Consider the following 15,425-nt stretch of genomic DNA (forward strand, 5'->3'; position numbering starts at 1 on the left):
CAACGCGCGCCCAACAAGCAAGCCATTGCCACCAGAGCCGCCAAAGCGCGCAAAGTTCTGCTGCGTAGTGTTCCACCACGCGCCGTCTGGTATATATGTGCTGTCGCTGCCGCTTACTGTAATAGGCAAGCAGCCGTACTCAGACATATTATGCGCTGACTGGTAGCCGCCACTTGTGCCGCTCATACCAAACGCCGTAGCAGTATAGCCGCTGCCGCTGGTGTTGTATGGCGCTTTCATTTTTACGCCGTACTTGCCTGTAGTGTTGTATACAAGCCCCTGCATAATTTTCCAGATATTGCCCCAGAAATTTTCTGTATGAAATACCTTAACAACGTTGTTTTCTCTCTTGCCCCAAAACTGCCCCTTAGTATTGCCTAAGCCTGCTGCCTTAAGGTGGCTAGCCTGCGACATGCCAGTATACCAGCCATAGCCCCACGCTGTCTGTACGTCGTCGTTAAGCGACATAAGGGTTAACAAATCCCAAATAAGGGCTACCCTGCTCCATGTGTCGCTATCCCACAAGCTGCCGTTAGCCTGTGCGTAGCTAAGCTGTGTGCCGCCTGCTACTGTGTTGCAAGGTGTAAGCCCGCTTATGCTGCGTGCCTTGCTACCTACTACGCCTGCGTCATAAATAGAGCGTGCAAACCACTCCATAATGCTACCGTCTGCTCTCTCGTGTGCGTATGCTTTAAAGTCGCTGTTAAGCTGAATATTGCACACTTGGAAATACTCGTAAGTACTATCCTGCCAACGCTTTACCCAGCAAGTAGGAAAGAGCGCCATAGCGTTACCGTCGTAGCTTGTGTTTGCTACGTCGCTGGCTGTGCCGTCTAACTTCTTTGTGTAGTCGTTAGGGTTAAGCTCGTAGTCTACTGTGCCGTCTGACTTCATCATAACGGGCTTATTGCCAGTAACAAACCACGCATTAGCCCAGCCGCCTAAGTCTATTTCGCCTGTGCTTGCGTTCATGCTGGCGGGTGTTACGCCTACTGCCATGTCTGTAGCTGCTACTCTTGTAGCTGGGTTACTGTCTGCTTTAGTTCTCTTAAAGCCGTAAAGTACGTACTCCTGCGGTGTAGCTGTCGCTCTGTTAGGGTGGTTGCCTGCAAGTACTCTTAAGCCTGCTGCCCTGTTAACTACCTTATGATCTGAATAAGGGAAAGCAGAAAAGTAGTACTGCTGGTCGTTTGTAAGTCCTGTTACCTCTTCTGTTAAAGCGTCGCCAGTTGCTACGTGATTAACAACTACGTCGCCGTCTGTCTCGTCTACTGGGTAGTGGTCTGTGTTCATAACGATAACAAAGCCCTTGCAGCTGCATACAAGCTGCCCGTCTACCTCTGTGTCTGCTGGCTCTAAAGCCGTAATAGTTACCTTTGCGTCGCCTGCAGAAATATTAAACTGCTGCATGTTTGCGGGTGGCACTCCTACTGCGGCTTTGTCTATAACCTCTGTTAACTCGTCAATAGTAAATTGCTGCTCTGCATAACTCATTCTACGCTGTACTCCTCTCTGATACGCTTTTTAATTGTGTCTGTCGGTGTTGGTATAAATGTAGTTACCTTTGTGTAAGTCTTGTTAGGTACTACGGCAGTTGCGCTGGTTTCTAAAACCTCTGTAACTGTTTTGTTGTCGCTAGCGTCCACGCCCTTAGTAACTGTTAGCGTGCCGTCGTCATTAGTTACAATGATCTGCCCGTTAGCCATAATATCTGTCTGGCTTTCTTTCATACCATAAAAGCGCTCGAAAGCGTCTTTAGCGTTTGCCTCTATTTCTAGCTGCAAGTGCCCAGCTGTCGCCTCGTCTAAAATGTCTCTTATAGTGTCTACCCAGTCTGTAAACTCCTGCTGCTGCGCTGCGCTCCATGATGTAAAAGCGCTTTCCTGTGCGCTCGTCCACTCGGTAATATCCGCAATGTACTGCGCCTCAAACTGCTGTAAATAGCTTTCAAACTGGTTAAAAATGTCTGTCGTGTCTGCCTGCTCAATAAGCCCCGTTACGATACCGCAAAGAGTTGTATTAAGCCTCTGGTCTGTAATAGCTGCCTGCGTAATTGATGTTGCACCAGCTGCTACGTAAACGTCTGCAAGTGCCAGCTCGTAACAGTCTGCGTTACGTGTAAGCGCTGGTGCTGTAGGCTGTGCAGATAAGCTACCCTGCTTAACTGCTACGTATACGTCACGCTCTGTATAGCTGCAGCGTAATACTACTCTGTCGATACGGTTAAGCGCGCCGTCTGCATTTGCAAGCGTAAGCTGTAGCACACTGTCGTTAATATATCCTGCGCCAGCTATCCAGCCTGCGCCTGCATTTACGTTAACGTGCATGCCGCTGTTTTCTACTACCTTAAGTGCATTAGCGTTAGCATAAAATACGCCGTTACCGATAAACTGCGCAAAGTATGCCCTAAAGTCCTCTGCTTTATACACTCTGTCGCCGCTGTCGCTGTTAAATGGAAAACATTTTTGCGCCATGTTTTTACCTCACTTTCTTTATCTTATCTAGCAGCGTTGGCATGCTCTCGCCAAAAGTTACCTCTAACGTGTGCTTGCCGCTCTGCCATGTCTCGCTTATTTTGGTTATACGCGCGTCTATCCTTATGCCCCAGTTCTTTTCTATCGTGGTTACTACGTCGCCTACGTTAAAATCTTCCTTGTACTGCAAGTTTTTACTTGTGTTAATGGTACTTTCAAACGTCATAAGCTCGCCGTAGTCGTCCAGCTGCGCGTATGCCTCAGTGCTCATAAGCTCTAAGTACTGCTCTGGCGTTAGTCTCGTTTCCTCGCCCTGCTCGTCCTTAACAGTCCAGCTTATATTAGTCATGTCTACGTAAAACTCGTCGCGATCTATGCCCGTTTCGGTTTCGTTCTCTACCTCTTGCGCATATATTGTGCCGTCCTCGTCTGCAGCACTGGTGCAGTAGCATACGTTTTTCATGTTCTCTATGCTTTCTGTGTAGTCCTGCTCTGTGACGTTATCAAAGTCGCGGCTAAAGATACAAGGCGTATTGCCTGCGCTGTTGCCGCTCGACATGTCCGTACCTTTGTAAAGCCAAAAGCCGTAAAGCTGGTTTCTTTCGTTTACGAGTATGTCGTAGCCCAGCTTACCGCTTAAAGCTCTCTCGTAAATCGCGTCTGCTAGTCCGTCGCCGTACTTGGTCGTATAGTCTACGCTCTCGCCGCCTAAGTCGTCCTGCGCCAGCATAATAAAGTTTTCAAACTGGCGGGCGCTTATTGCCTCGTCGCCCACGTTGTTAGTAATCAGCTGGTTAATAATCTCTTGGTTAGTTCCCGTTATGATCTGGTTAGAAAGCAGCACACGTTTACTAAACCATTTCTTTAAAAAGCAGCCTTGTAACTCTATTTGCTCGGTGTTGTTTTCGTCCTTAGTGATGTGCCTATAGGTTATTTGCATAGCCCTGCGCCACTCGCCCTGCTCGTCCGTAAACTCTGCTGCCTCGCCGTGTAGTACTACAATGTTGCCCTTAACCAGCAAGGTGTTATTATTCTTTGTTACGGGTGCAAGTAGCTTGCAGTCGTCGTAGTTGCCCTGCTGCCAGTATGTAGGCTGCCATATTGTGCTTATAAGCTCGTCTACAATTCCTAGCGGCTCTAAGTCTCTTGTAAATACTCTTAGCTCCATGCGTTACACTCCTAAATACTTAGGGCTGTAATAAATAGATACTTCTAGCTGGTCTAGCCCGCTGCTGGCGTTGTATCTAAATACGTTGTCGCCTATTTTAAGCTGCATAAATGTGCTGTCTACGTCAATGTATCTAAAGTAGTCGCTCTCTACGCCGCCTCTTGTAAGCGTTGCCCCCTTGCTGCCGTAATCGGTGTTTACTACTACCGTGTCGCCTGCTACCAGTGTTGCGTTTACCTGTATAAACTCGCCCGTGTTGATGTTCAATAAAAGCGGGTTTTCTACAGTTCCGATAGCCTTAAACGCTACGCGCATGCCTGTGTCTACGTCGCCCTCGTTGTAAACGTCTACAATAACGCTAGGCTCTCTGTAGCCAAACTGTATGCCCTCGTCTATAGGTATCTCTAACGGAAAGTAAAAGCTGCCTATCCAGCTCGCAATATCTTTCTTAGTTTCCTGCTGGTCGCGCCAAAATGGAGACGGGCAGCTAAACTGTACTGTAAACTGCTCTAATACTGCCCCGCGCTTAAACACTGGCGCATTGTCTACCTTTACGTCTATAACCTTTACAAAGTCGCCGTAAATGTATGTAAGCGTAGCCTTAAGCTCTGGGTTAAGTATCTTTTGCATAGCTCGGCGCAGTGTAAGCATGTTGTCTTTGTCTTTCCTGTTAATCACGCCTACTATGTCAATGTCTCGGCTGTTAATTTTCTGGCTTATAAAGGTTTCGCCATGCTGCCCCATAGAGCTAGACGTATACAGCGTGTTTCTTACGTCTGCAATTCCGTTTACGTCCTTAGAGACGTTAACGTAAAAGTCGCTGCCTACGCTAAACTCTATAGCGCCGCCGTTTTCGTTCTCATATATAAGCCGCTCATAGTTAATAAACTTTGCCATGCTTATACCGTCCTTGCGATCATTCTAAAGTTTTTCTCTGCCTCTCTCTGCTGCTTAGCGTAATCTGTCGTATTAGCGTAAATATTCTGTATAACGGTAATGCCTCTGCTCATAATGCTTGTCTGCTGTCCGTTGTCTGTTACAACCTCTGCAGCGCTTAAGCCTGTGCTTACATGTGGCGTTACGTCAAAGTCTGTAGGTATAGCCTGCTCTATCTGCTTAGAAACGCTCTGCATTTCCTTTTCAAAGCCTACGCCGATACCCTGCGCCATAAATACGCCTACCTCGTCTCTGAATTTCTTAGACGGGCTGGCAATTCCTAACGCGTCCTTTGCTGCGTCTAATAAGCTGCTGGCAATGTTGCTTACTTTCTCTTTAAGCCAGTCCCAGCCCTCGGAAATACCGTTCCAAATACCGCTTACAATGTTGCTGCCTATGGTCTTAAACTTCTCGCCGATATTGCTAAACACATTAACAATGCCATTAAGTACCATTTGCATACCGTTTTTAGCAGTCTCTAAAACTCTCTGCCCCCAGTTCTGTACTTGCTTTACTGCGCCTATGATAGCGTTATAGAGCTTTGTAGGTATCTCTTTAGCTGTGTTAATAATGCCATTTACAAAAGCTGTTACGCTGGCAATAGCCTGCGAAAGCATGTTACTGCCCCACTGAATAACGCTATTAAGCACGTTACTAAAGATAGTTACAAAGCCGTTAAGCATATTAGCGCCCCACGCTGCCAGCTCTGGCAATACTGCTGCAAGTCCTGTAGCAATAGCCTGCACTATCTGCGGCAAAGCGTTAATAAGTGCCTCTACAATTACTGGTATAGCCTCTAAAAGTGCCATAAATAACTGTATGCTGCCCTCAATAATCATAGGCAAGCCGTTAATAAGTCCGTTAACTATTGCCTCTATGATCTGCGGCAAAGCTGCTGTTAATGCCTCAATAATTACGGGTATTGCCTGCACAAGTGCCATAAAGAGCTGTATAGCTCCCTCGATAAGCATAGGTATGCCCTCGATAAGCGCGTTAATAATGCTAGTAATAAGCTCTGGTAACTTTGCGATAATAACGGGTATTGCCTGTATAATGCCCTCAGCTAAGCCCATAACGAGCTGCAAAGCTGCGTCAATAAGCAATGGTACGTTATCTATAAGCGTGTCTACCATTTCTAGCACTACCTCTACAATTTGAGGTATAAGCTGCGGTAATGCCTGCGCAATGCCTTTAGCAAGGTTAGCAATAATCTCTATGCCAGCCTGCAAAAGCTGCGGCAATAACTTAAGCAAAGCTGCTGTAAGTTTCTCTATGATCTGTAGTGCACTCTCTGCAAGTGCTGGCAGCTCTTTAATAATTCCGTCTGCCAGTGCTGCTAAAATGTCTGGTGCTACGTCTGCAATAGCCTGCACTAACGTGCTAAGCATGCTGGTTAGCTGCGGTATCATGGCTGTAACGTTATCAATAACGCCCTTAACGCCCTCTTTTACCTTTTCTGCTGCGCCGTCTTTGCCTGCTAGCATGTCGCTAAAGCCGTCCATAAGAGTAGTTAAGCTAGGTAATAGCTCGCTTACGATACTGTTTTTAAGCCCAGTAAATGTGCCCTGCAGTCTCGTTAAGCTGTCCTCGAAAGCTGCGCTAGCTGCTACCGCGTCGCTGCTCATTATCATGCCGTACTCGTTTGCCTCAGCCATAAGCTCTTTAATGCCCTCGCTGCCGCTGTTAAGCAGTGGTAAAAGCTCTGCTGCGCTCTTTCCGAAAATCTCATTAGCTGCAGCGTTTCTGGCTGTCTCGTCGTCCATAGCTGCCAGTGCGTCTATGCTTTCCATAAGCACTTGCTCTGTGCTCTTTAAGCTGCCGTCTGCATTATTCAACGAAACGCCCAGCGCCTCAAACTTAGCGCCTGCGCCCTCTACGCCGTTCTGTGCCTTGCCCAGCTCGTCCGTGATGTTCTTAACGCCTTTTTTAAGGTCGTCTATGCTGCTGCCGCTGCGCTCGCATGCGTAGCTAAGCTCTTGGTAAAGGTCTGTGCTAATCTGCAGCTTTTGGCTCTCTTTGTCTATCTCGTCGCCTGCTGCCGCTACGTCGTTTGCCATATCCCAGATAGCTTTACCAGCTGCCACGGCTGCTGCCGCTATAGCTGCTGTAGCTGCTGCAATAGCTGCGCCTGTAGCCTTAAGCGCGTTGCCTGCTGCCTCGAATTTGCTAGCGCTGTCCTTTGCGTCGTCGCCGCTCTTCTTAAGCTCTTTGCCTGCGCCGTCTGCCTCGTTCTCTACCTTGTCTAGCTCTTCTGCAGTCTTTCTTAGCTCGCCCTCAGTGCCAACTAAAGCCGCTTTCTGGTAGTTAAGCTGCTGCTCTAACTTCTTGCTCGCGTCGCTGTTCTCGCCAGTCTCTTTGCGTACTTTCTCTAGCGCTTTCTCTGTAGCCTCTACTTTAGCTTTTTGCTGGTCGTAGACTTTCTGCAGCGTCTCTTGTTTCGCTTTCAAAGTTTCAACGCTAGCGCCGTTAGCCTTGTACTCTGCGGTTACTAACTTCATTTCGCTATTAAGCGTTTTAAGGTTGCTGTTAATATCCGCTACGGCTTTCTTATAATCTGCCTCGCCGTCGAAACTTATTTTAGTTTTTATCTGTTTTTCTACTGTATCTGCCATTTAAAAGCCCCCTAGTGCTATGTCTATTGGCGCTAGCTGCTCGCCTTTGGTGGCTGTCTGCTCGTTCATGCCGTTATATTCCTTATGCAGCCTAAATAGTCGCATGATCTGGTACGGCGTTTTTTTCCATGCCTCGTGCTCTGGTAGCCTTAGCATTACTATTGCTATGTAAATAAGGCGCGCAGTGTCTAATTTTCCTGCGCGCTCGTCATGTTTCCCTCGTTGCCCTCGCTAGCGCCTGCCTCGTCTGTTGTTTCCTCGCCGCCAGTTGCCCCGTAAGCAAAAGCGTTAATAATGCTGCCCTTAATCTGGTTAAGGTTGCCTACGTGAATTAGCTTACCTACTTGCTGCTCTGTAAGCTCTGGCTCTTCGTCTGCTCTACCCTCGTTAAGTAGCAGGGTAAATAACCAACGAATATTTTTAATCATGTCTTTACCTTCAGACATTGCAACGTCTAACTTGTCGTAGCCCCCAAACTTGTCTTGAATTTCGTCAAGGGCATTAAGGCTAAAAAGCATGTGGTACTTTTTGCCGTTAAGTTCAATTTCATATCTACCGTCTTTAATTGCACTCATTTTCTTTTACCTATAAAGGGCGCAGCTTATCTTTACTGCGCCCTCTTTACCTTTCTTATGATCTGGTTAACTGTTAGGCGCTTGTTACCTTTTCTGTCTTAACTGATGTAAACCAGCTAGACGCTACGGCGCTTGTAGGCAGTCCTGTATAGTCTGCTTTCCACATACCGTTTTTAATGGCTTTCATAAAAGTGCCCTCAATTTCTGGTGTCTTAAAGCTAATGCTTTCGCCCTTAGTCTCAAAGCTCTCACTAGGAATTTTAAACTGCACTTTCTGCAGCCAGATATAACGGTAAATACCGTTAATCTTTGCGGCTCTGAAACCTACTGCAACGTAAGGCGCTACGTCCTCGCCGCTTGCCCATGTAATGCCTGCTGCGTCTGTAGCCTGTCCTAATACGCTTGCCAGTACGTCTGCTGCAAGGTCTGCAACGCCCAACTTAATAGTGCCGTTGGTAAACTCTTTTACAGACTGGTTAAGCGCGTCGTCTGCGTAAAGTGTAGCCTCTGCCACGTTTACGCTAAGGTCTGCAGTAATTGCCTCTGCAAGTTTCTGCGGCTCGCCCCATACTTCCTGCCCGTCTGTCATTGTGATAGGTGCAAAGTAAAGGTCTTTTAATCCTGTAGTCATGGTCTTTTACCTCTCTTAACTTTTGATAGTTTGTACTGTAATAGGTATCTTGTAATACCCTGTGTCTGTCTCGTAGTCCTCGCCCTCTACGGCGTTTATATAAAAGCCTGCTGCCACAAGAGCTGCTTTTATAGTCTCTAATGTGCTTTCGTAATCGGTCTTGCTAAAAAGCGTTACCCTATAGGTAATTTGCGCCTGCTTTTCCGTATCGTCTGCACTAAGCGCCGCATTTTCTAACACTCTTTGAAAAGTGCAGTAGGTGCGTGGCTTGTCTTTTCCCGTGTATATTACCCGCTCTGTAGGTAATATAGCGGCTAATATCTCGTTAATGTTGCTCATGCTGCGCCCCTCTCTAGCTAATGGTACTGCTAACGTACTTTTCCCATATTTCCTGCGCTTTGCTATACGCTGGCTGCTCGCCCTGTAATAGCCCTTGCGTGTGCCACGGTCTAGCTGCTAGGCTGCTCGTGCCATACTCGAAAATATAGCCGATAGTGGCGTAGCGTACATTGCCTTTTTGCGCTTTTCCTTTTCTCTTGTTACTCATGTTGGAATAGCCGCCGCCATAGTCCGCGCCATGATCTGCGCGCCCCTCTGGTACAATTTCGATACTTTTAGCTGTGCCCTCGTCCTTAATCTTGCCTGCCTTTATGCTTTCGATAAAGCCGCCAGTCTTGCGGATATTGTAGCCTGCTGCTGCATGCTTTAAGGCTTTTACGTACTCGTCTGCCTCAGCTTGTAGCATGTCCTCTACTGCCTTGTCTGCTGCCTGCTCGTGCCGCATAAATGCGCTGCTTAATTCCTCTAGCCCCGTGGTGTTAATCTCTGCCATAATAGCCCTCGCTTTCTAGGCTAAGAGCTGGTACTAGGTTGCGGCTCGTCTGGCTGTGGCTGTGGCTCTACGTTCGTTGCCTGCTGCTTTAAGTCGCTTAAGGTAAGCTCTATAAGGTCGTCGTTAATTTCGTAGGTCTTAAGCACGCTGTAGCGCTTGCCCTCTAGCACTACTAATAACTCGCCCTCGTAGTCTACCTTGTATAGCTCCACTTTAAGGCTGGCTGTAAGCCCTGCCTGCTGGCTGCTAAAGTACTCTGCATAGCCTACGCTTTTTTTGTTGCAAAAAACTGTACGCTCTGTAGGCTCTGTGGCTATTGGAAAGCCGTTACTATTAGTACGCGGCGTAGCCTCTGCCTCTTTAAGTAGCGTAACCTCATGCGCCCACATTGCCATAACTTAGCCCTCGCTTTCTGGCGCGGTGTTGTAGTCAATGTCTAGCGCTAAGCTCATTTTCTGCATGTCGTAGCTGTTCCTAAACTGCTCTGCTTTGCCGTTGTAGTTAAACTCACTACGGGCATAGAGCTTTACGGCTCTAATAATAAGCGCGTCGTCTTGGTCTAGTTTTACTACGCCCTGTGCGCTAAGGTCTTGTAAGCACGCCTCTATAGTGTCGTTAATTTCTGCGGTTATTGCCTCGCTGGTATTAGAGATACGCAGCGCATTTCTAACCTTTTCTGTTAGTGTACTTGTAACTGTTATTTCCATGTCTGCGCCCTCTTTCTAGCATTATAGGCGGGTAGCCCATGAAAGCCGCCCGCCTGTTGCTCTTATACTTTCTCTACCAGTCCTAAGCCGCTAAGCAGTTCTAAGCGTTCCTCGTTAGTCTCGAAAGTCTCGCCCTCTGCTACGATACGGTTAAGCGCTACGTCAAAGTAAAGCGTAAGTGCTCTTACCTCGATAGCTGCAGCTGCTTTCTTAGCTGCTGCCTTTGGCTGCTCTTTCTCTTCTACGGGTGCTGCTGCGGGTTTCTTTGCCGCGCTCGTTGCTTTCTTAGTTGCTGCCATAACTTAGCCCTCGCTTTCTGGTATTACACGCTTGCAATCTTCTTAAGGGTTACAAGTCCGTAGTAGTCTACTACCTTACCGTCTGCAAGCATGATAGCCTTAGTGATCTGGTCGTCTGTGTCGTTGTCCTCGTACTTCTTAACGCCCATAGCATAGTTAGTGTTAAGGTCGTAGTTAGTGAAGTCGAAAAGGAAACCAAACTTAGCGTTAACGTCTGCTGCTGCAAAGCTAGGTAAGTGCTGTGTGCATACTACCTCTCTACCGAGCAAGTAACGCTCTACCTTGCCGTCTAAGCCGTGGTTAACGCGCGCAATAGGCTGCCCCTGCTCGTCTGTAAGTCCAATAAAGCCCATAAAGGTCTTTTTAGACATACACCACTTAGCGTTACCCTCGTACTCTTCTGGAAGTTCTGCCTCAGCGTCGATAAGTGTAGCGTATGAAAGTGCAGCTACGTTTACGTTTGCGATAGAGTCGCCCTCGTCTGCTACTGTGTTGATGATACCCAAAGGCTCGCCGCTGCCGCTGCCCTTAATAATGCTCTCTTCGAGTTTCTTAGTCATAGCCTCTACGATAACTCTTACAAGGTATGCCTCGAAAGCTGCAATAGACATAGTGTCTACTTCAAGAGATACGGAAACTGCACAACGTAACTTATGGTATGCAAAAGTAACGCTGCCTGCTGCAAGTTTCTGCTTGTCGCTGCCTGCTCCCTCTGCTACCCATGTAGCTACTGGCTTAACAGTGTTCTTAGGGATAGCAACGCCGCCCTTGTAAGCTGTCTTGGTAACAAGTGCCAAAATGCCGCCTACGTTTTCGAGCTTGCTAATGATCTGGTCTACTACGGTTGTAGGAATTACGTTTCCTACGTCTGTAGACTTAGTGTTAGCGTCGCCTCTGTACTCTGCAGGAATAGCAGTTCCTCTGGTTACGTACTGCATAAATGCCTTACGGTAAGCCATTGTAGCGTACTTGTCGTCGTCTGCTGCTGCCTCTGCGCCGTTAGGTGCTGCGAAAGTTCTTACAGTCTTGCCCTCGCCTGCTGCAATGTTTGAAAGTGCAGCGTTTCTCTTTTCTGCTGCGTCTACGAGTGCCTTGCGCTGCTCGTTAAGCTGCTCTGCCTCGTCTACGAGCTTGTTGCTCTCTTCTACGGAAAGCTCTGCGCCTCTTGTTTCGAGTTCGTTCTTAATTTCGGCAATGCGTGCCTCAATTTCCTTTAAGTTCATGTCTTTACCTCTCTTTTTCTTTTTTCTTGTGATCTGGTTTTTAAAGTCCTAATGTGTCTACCTTAAGTTTTGCTACACGCTTTGCCAGCTGCTCCCGCTGTTCTAGTTCCCGTCTCCCGTTAACATAGTTGCGCGCTGCTATAGTTGTATCGTCGTTAGCTGGGATAGATACCGCGCTAACGTCGTATACTTTCTTAACCTCTAGTACTGTACGTGTGCGTGTTTTCTGGTCGTAAGCGTCTTTTGTTACGACGAAAGCCCACGACATTTTAGTAATCATGCCTGCCGCAATGTCCTCGTACAGTCCTTTTGCAAGTTCTGTGCGGCTAAGGTCTGCTGTAACCTTAAAGCCTGTGTCGTCTAAGCCTAACTGCAGTGTGCCGTTAGAATTTCTAGCAAATACCCTGCCGTTATGGTCGTACTGCATAATAACGTCTGACATGTCCGCGTTGTCTAACGCGTGTCTGTCTATCTGTTCGTAGTACTTTGTGCCGTCGTAGTCCTCGAAAAGCACGTAAGGCTTATCGAAAGTAGTAGCGTAGCCCTCTACAATGTAGCTAGGCTCGTCGTTTTCCTGCTTTGCTCTGACTGCTAGCGGCTGTGCTAGTTCTCTATACTCTCTCTCTTTTACTACTGGCATTATTCCTGTACCCCCTCGTCTGTAGGTGTTGTGGTGTCCTCTGCTGGCTCGTCCTGCGGCTCGTCGTCTACTGGCGTGTTGTCGTCGCTGCTGCCGTTATCCAGCTTAGTAACCTCTGTGTACTCTTTTCTGATGTAGTACTTGTCGCCGCCGTCTACGTGCGGCATGTTCCAAATATCCATAACCGTATTACGGTTAATAAGCGCTCTGTCGAAAAGCTGCGTAGATACTTGCAGCTTAGTAGCGTTGCTGGCGTACTGTAAACGGTTTGCGCTAAATGTAATCATGTTGCCAGCTGCTAGCTCACGATCTGTATAAACCATGTTGCTAAGCACAATGCTTAACTGAATTGCAAACGGCTCTATTTTACCCTCGTAGTAAGCGTTCCACTGTTCCTCTGTAAAGTCGTTCTGCAAAATGTGCATGTTAGTGCCAAAGTGTGTGCAGACATTCTCGTTAATTTGCTGTGTCTGCAGCGCGTTTGGTGTATACGGCTTGCTCTCGACTTGCTTAAGGTCGCTAAACTTGCTGTCGTAAATAATCATGCCGCTAGTGTTCTCTGCGCTTAAGTTATCCTCAGTAAAGCGCTCGCGCTCTTTCTTAATGTCCTCTGGCTTAAGCATGTTTGCCACTTTAGCCATGAAACGAATATTAGCGCTATTCTTAACGGCGTTAATAATACCCTCGTTGCTGGTCTGCATAAGCTGCATTGTAGGCTTAAGGGTTGTGTTGCTCTCTCCGAAAAGGTCGTTACGGTACTGGTGCGTTGTCATAATGCCCACGCGCTCAAACTCAATAGCGCCGCGCTGCCCGTTAGAGAAAGTGTAGCGTAAGTATAACTGCCCCTTAACGTCTACTACCTCGCAGCTACTAGGTAAGAGCGGGTAAAAGCCTACCAGCTCGCCGTACTTGTCCTCTACTGGTGCAATAAAGCAAGTGTGCTCGCACTCTAGTATTGTTGCGATACGAGCTATAAACTTTGGCGTGTCCGTAAAGTAGTTAGGCTTAAACTCTAGCGCCCTTAATAGCTTTCTATGTGCGCTGCCGCTCATTTCTGGCTTAAGTTTGCTGCAATGTGTCGCAAAGCTGTTAATAGCTGTGCGCGTTAAGTCCATTTCGTATACGCCGCCGTCGTAGGTCGTAAATACTGGGCTGTAGGTGTTAAGCATTTTAAAGTACTCGCCTAACAGTGCCTCGTTCTTTTTCTTGAAAATATAATCAAAAAGCCCCACTGCGTTACCTCTCTTACTCGTTCTTAAGCAGCTGCCCTATTTCCGTGTACCATTTCTGCCGCACTGTCATTGCGTCTATAACTGATACAAAGCCGTCTATATGTGCTCGCTGCTCTATTTTGACTGGTCGAAACTTTCTTGTTTCCATGTTCTGCTTAAGTGCGACGTTTAAAAAGTGGCTCTTAAGCAAGTTGTTGTTAGCAATTTTAAAGTTGCCGTCTTTTATAATTCCCTCAAACTCTCGTATAACTGGCGTTAAGTTCTCGCCTTGAAATACGTCGTCTGTGTGTAGCCCTGCGCCCTCTAGCTGCTCTATCAAGTACTTAGCGCTGTATCTGTCGTAGCCTATCTGCAATATGTAAAGCTCATACTCGCGTATGATCTGCATAAACCAGTTGTAAACGTCGTTATAGTCTACGTAGTTGTCGCCGCTAAGTGTTACGTTGCCCTTTTTAACGAAAAGGTCGTAGGGTACGCCGTCCGTAGCTTGCAATGTCTCTAGCCTAGACGCTGGCATAAAGAATTGAGTAAAGGCATATAATATGCCGCTCTTTTCAATTACCACGCTGGCTGCCGTTAAGTCTGTTGTCTGGCTAAGGTCTAAACCAGCTACGCAGTAGCAGCCCTTAAACTGCTCTAGCGTTACGTCTGCTGCTGCCTGCTCGACTACCACGTAGTCTAAGAAAGCAGTACTTGCATTTTGTTTGATGTTGCAATATTTGCAAAGAAACTCGCTGCGCTTGCTTAAGCTCGTTTCTGCTACGGCTATTTCGTCTTTAAAAAATTCCTCGCTAACGCTTACGTTTATGTTAGGGTTAGCTTTTCGCAGCTCTGTTAGGTCGTTCCACTTGTCTACGTCGTCTATGGTGTAAAGCAACGGCAAAAGCCTGCGCTCTTTGCTGCCGCCTTTAAGTACGCCCGTGGCTCTCTTGAAAAGCTCGTCGTATATTCCGTCGTTAACGTAGCCTGCTGTGGTAATGCCCAGTATAAGCGGCTGCCTACGTGCGCCTAGCGCACTTTTCATTACTTCGTATTGCTTAAGCCCACCGTCTCCCTGCCACGCTGCTAGCTCGTCACATATTACGAGCTGCGGGTTAAAGCCGTCACTTTTCCGTGCGTTAAAGGCAATGGGCTTAATAAACGTGTTATTGTCCGCTATGTAAATATCACTGCGGCGCTTTTGTGCCAGCTCTTCTAGTTCTGGCTCAGCTATAACCATTTTGTAAAAGCCGTCGTATACGAGCGCTGCTTGGTCTAGCTTTGGTGCTAGGCAGTAAATTTCTTGCCCGTACTCTGGCTCTAGGTAAGCCATGTATGCAATTATGGCGCTGGCTAGTAAGCTCTTTCCGTTCTTTCGAGCTATAACTATAAATACCTCGCGGTATACCCTAACGCCGTTGTCGTCTACAATTCCAAAGATAGCGGCTACTGCTGCCTTTTGCCAAAGCTCTAGCTTTAGTAGGTCGCTGCGTCCTTTGCTGTGGTGGCAAAAGTTTTCTATAAACCTTATTGCCTTGCTTACAGCCTTAGCGTTGTAATGCGTAGCGCCTTTTTCTAGGTCGTCTACAAGCATTTTGTATGCTAGCTTTATCCATTTTCCTACGACTACCTCGCCGCTAGTGATCTGGTCGTAGTACTCGTAAATGTAATTGTGTACTGCTGCCACGCCTGCTGCCTTACTCGTCACGTAAAGCGGCTAGCCTGCTGGCTTTTCGCTTTGGCTCTGGTACTAAGTCCACTAGCTGCTTAATTACTGCGGCGTAATTTTTTGATAAAGCTATGTAAGTGTCTGCCTCTGGGCTGCGCTTTGTGCCGTACTGGTTTTCGCCGTTCTTATACTCGCTTATCCAGCCGTCATGCTCTAAGACTTTCTGCAGCTCGTCTAGCTCTATGCTCATAAATGCCGCCTTATCAATTAGCGGCGTTACTAACTTTTTCTTGTTTGCGTCTAAGTCCTTAAAGATACCTCTAAGTCTGCGCTGCTCTTTCTTAATCTGCTCTTCTTTGGTTAACTCTTTCTTTTTTGGCGCGCCTTTTTTGGCTGCTGCCGTTTTTGTTGCTGTCGTTCTTGCCATGTTCTTACCTCTCTACCCCCG

17 protein-coding genes are annotated in these 15,425 nt (G+C 47.4%); all 17 read right to left on the reverse strand.

The features are described from left to right. The coding region (locus D6855_RS16360) for a hypothetical protein (RefSeq protein ID WP_120743065.1) at positions 1-1,494 on the reverse strand (1,494 nt) is incomplete at its 3' end. Then, positions 1,491-2,474, reverse strand: coding sequence for a hypothetical protein (locus D6855_RS16365; RefSeq protein ID WP_120743067.1), 984 nt, complete (start codon positions 2,472-2,474; stop codon positions 1,491-1,493). The genes D6855_RS16365 and D6855_RS16360, both read right to left, overlap by 4 nt. 4 nt (positions 2,475-2,478) lie before the next feature. Further along, entirely contained in the window at positions 2,479-3,642 is a 1,164-nt protein-coding gene (locus D6855_RS16370; protein ID WP_120743069.1) for a siphovirus ReqiPepy6 Gp37-like family protein, read from the reverse strand. 3 nt (positions 3,643-3,645) lie between these two features. Further along, a complete protein-coding gene (locus tag D6855_RS16375) occupies positions 3,646-4,539 on the reverse strand; it encodes a phage tail family protein (RefSeq protein WP_256372331.1) in 894 nt (297 codons plus the stop codon). A 2-nt stretch (positions 4,540-4,541) separates the two neighbouring features. Further along, positions 4,542-7,190 (reverse strand): phage tail protein, encoded by a 2,649-nt coding sequence (locus tag D6855_RS16380; RefSeq protein ID WP_120743071.1) that lies wholly within the window; start codon positions 7,188-7,190, stop codon positions 4,542-4,544. 188 nt (positions 7,191-7,378) lie between these two features. After that, positions 7,379-7,618: a hypothetical protein gene (locus tag D6855_RS16755; RefSeq protein WP_158589568.1), complete on the reverse strand. Its 240-nt coding sequence runs from the start codon at positions 7,616-7,618 to the stop codon at positions 7,379-7,381. Positions 7,619-7,838: 220 nt separating this feature from the next. Then, complete coding sequence (locus tag D6855_RS16390; RefSeq protein WP_120743075.1) at positions 7,839-8,396, reverse strand: major tail protein; 558 nt, start codon at positions 8,394-8,396, stop codon at positions 7,839-7,841. Positions 8,397-8,411: 15 nt separating this feature from the next. Continuing rightward, positions 8,412-8,735, reverse strand: coding sequence for a hypothetical protein (locus tag D6855_RS16395; protein WP_120743077.1), 324 nt, complete (start codon positions 8,733-8,735; stop codon positions 8,412-8,414). Positions 8,736-8,748: 13 nt separating this feature from the next. Then, a complete protein-coding gene (locus tag D6855_RS16400) occupies positions 8,749-9,228 on the reverse strand; it encodes an HK97 gp10 family phage protein (RefSeq protein ID WP_120743079.1) in 480 nt (159 codons plus the stop codon). Between the two features lie 20 nt (positions 9,229-9,248). Beyond that, the gene (locus tag D6855_RS16405; RefSeq protein WP_243112016.1) at positions 9,249-9,623 is read right to left on the reverse strand and encodes a hypothetical protein; all 375 of its coding nucleotides are present in this window, start codon (positions 9,621-9,623) and stop codon (positions 9,249-9,251) included. Between the two features lie 3 nt (positions 9,624-9,626). After that, positions 9,627-9,935, reverse strand: coding sequence for a phage head-tail connector protein (locus D6855_RS16410; RefSeq protein ID WP_120743080.1), 309 nt, complete (start codon positions 9,933-9,935; stop codon positions 9,627-9,629). 62 nt (positions 9,936-9,997) lie between these two features. Then, positions 9,998-10,234: a hypothetical protein gene (locus D6855_RS16415; RefSeq protein ID WP_120743082.1), complete on the reverse strand. Its 237-nt coding sequence runs from the start codon at positions 10,232-10,234 to the stop codon at positions 9,998-10,000. Positions 10,235-10,257: 23 nt separating this feature from the next. Next, complete coding sequence (locus D6855_RS16420; protein WP_120743084.1) at positions 10,258-11,457, reverse strand: phage major capsid protein; 1,200 nt, start codon at positions 11,455-11,457, stop codon at positions 10,258-10,260. 40 nt (positions 11,458-11,497) lie between these two features. Continuing rightward, positions 11,498-12,097 (reverse strand): HK97 family phage prohead protease, encoded by a 600-nt coding sequence (locus D6855_RS16425; RefSeq protein WP_120743086.1) that lies wholly within the window; start codon positions 12,095-12,097, stop codon positions 11,498-11,500. Beyond that, positions 12,097-13,329 carry a phage portal protein gene (locus D6855_RS16430; protein WP_243112018.1) on the reverse strand — a complete coding sequence of 411 codons (1,233 nt, stop codon included), beginning with the start codon at positions 13,327-13,329 and terminating at the stop codon, positions 12,097-12,099. The genes D6855_RS16425 and D6855_RS16430 overlap by 1 nt, the downstream gene beginning before the upstream one ends. Positions 13,330-13,342: 13 nt before the next feature. Further along, the gene (locus D6855_RS16435; protein ID WP_243112020.1) at positions 13,343-14,995 is read right to left on the reverse strand and encodes a terminase large subunit; all 1,653 of its coding nucleotides are present in this window, start codon (positions 14,993-14,995) and stop codon (positions 13,343-13,345) included. 10 nt (positions 14,996-15,005) lie between these two features. Beyond that, entirely contained in the window at positions 15,006-15,404 is a 399-nt protein-coding gene (locus tag D6855_RS16440) for a hypothetical protein (RefSeq protein ID WP_120743088.1), read from the reverse strand. Positions 15,405-15,425: the final 21 nt, after the last annotated feature.

This window comes from Butyrivibrio sp. CB08 (assembly GCF_003625485.1).
Taxonomy (GTDB): Bacteria; Bacillota; Clostridia; order Lachnospirales; family Lachnospiraceae; genus Butyrivibrio.

Coding starts and splice junctions, on each gene's coding strand:
- D6855_RS16365 (WP_120743067.1), bottom strand. CDS start 2,474: ATGGCGCAAAAATGTTTTCCATTTAACAGCGACAGCGGCGACAGAGTG.
- D6855_RS16370 (WP_120743069.1), bottom strand. CDS start 3,642: ATGGAGCTAAGAGTATTTACAAGAGACTTAGAGCCGCTAGGAATTGTA.
- D6855_RS16375 (WP_256372331.1), bottom strand. CDS start 4,539: ATGGCAAAGTTTATTAACTATGAGCGGCTTATATATGAGAACGAAAAC.
- D6855_RS16380 (WP_120743071.1), bottom strand. CDS start 7,190: ATGGCAGATACAGTAGAAAAACAGATAAAAACTAAAATAAGTTTCGAC.
- D6855_RS16755 (WP_158589568.1), bottom strand. CDS start 7,618: ATGATTAAAAATATTCGTTGGTTATTTACCCTGCTACTTAACGAGGGT.
- D6855_RS16390 (WP_120743075.1), bottom strand. CDS start 8,396: ATGACTACAGGATTAAAAGACCTTTACTTTGCACCTATCACAATGACA.
- D6855_RS16395 (WP_120743077.1), bottom strand. CDS start 8,735: ATGAGCAACATTAACGAGATATTAGCCGCTATATTACCTACAGAGCGG.
- D6855_RS16400 (WP_120743079.1), bottom strand. CDS start 9,228: ATGGCAGAGATTAACACCACGGGGCTAGAGGAATTAAGCAGCGCATTT.
- D6855_RS16405 (WP_243112016.1), bottom strand. CDS start 9,623: ATGGCAATGTGGGCGCATGAGGTTACGCTACTTAAAGAGGCAGAGGCT.
- D6855_RS16410 (WP_120743080.1), bottom strand. CDS start 9,935: ATGGAAATAACAGTTACAAGTACACTAACAGAAAAGGTTAGAAATGCG.
- D6855_RS16415 (WP_120743082.1), bottom strand. CDS start 10,234: ATGGCAGCAACTAAGAAAGCAACGAGCGCGGCAAAGAAACCCGCAGCA.
- D6855_RS16420 (WP_120743084.1), bottom strand. CDS start 11,457: ATGAACTTAAAGGAAATTGAGGCACGCATTGCCGAAATTAAGAACGAA.
- D6855_RS16425 (WP_120743086.1), bottom strand. CDS start 12,097: ATGCCAGTAGTAAAAGAGAGAGAGTATAGAGAACTAGCACAGCCGCTA.
- D6855_RS16440 (WP_120743088.1), bottom strand. CDS start 15,404: ATGGCAAGAACGACAGCAACAAAAACGGCAGCAGCCAAAAAAGGCGCG.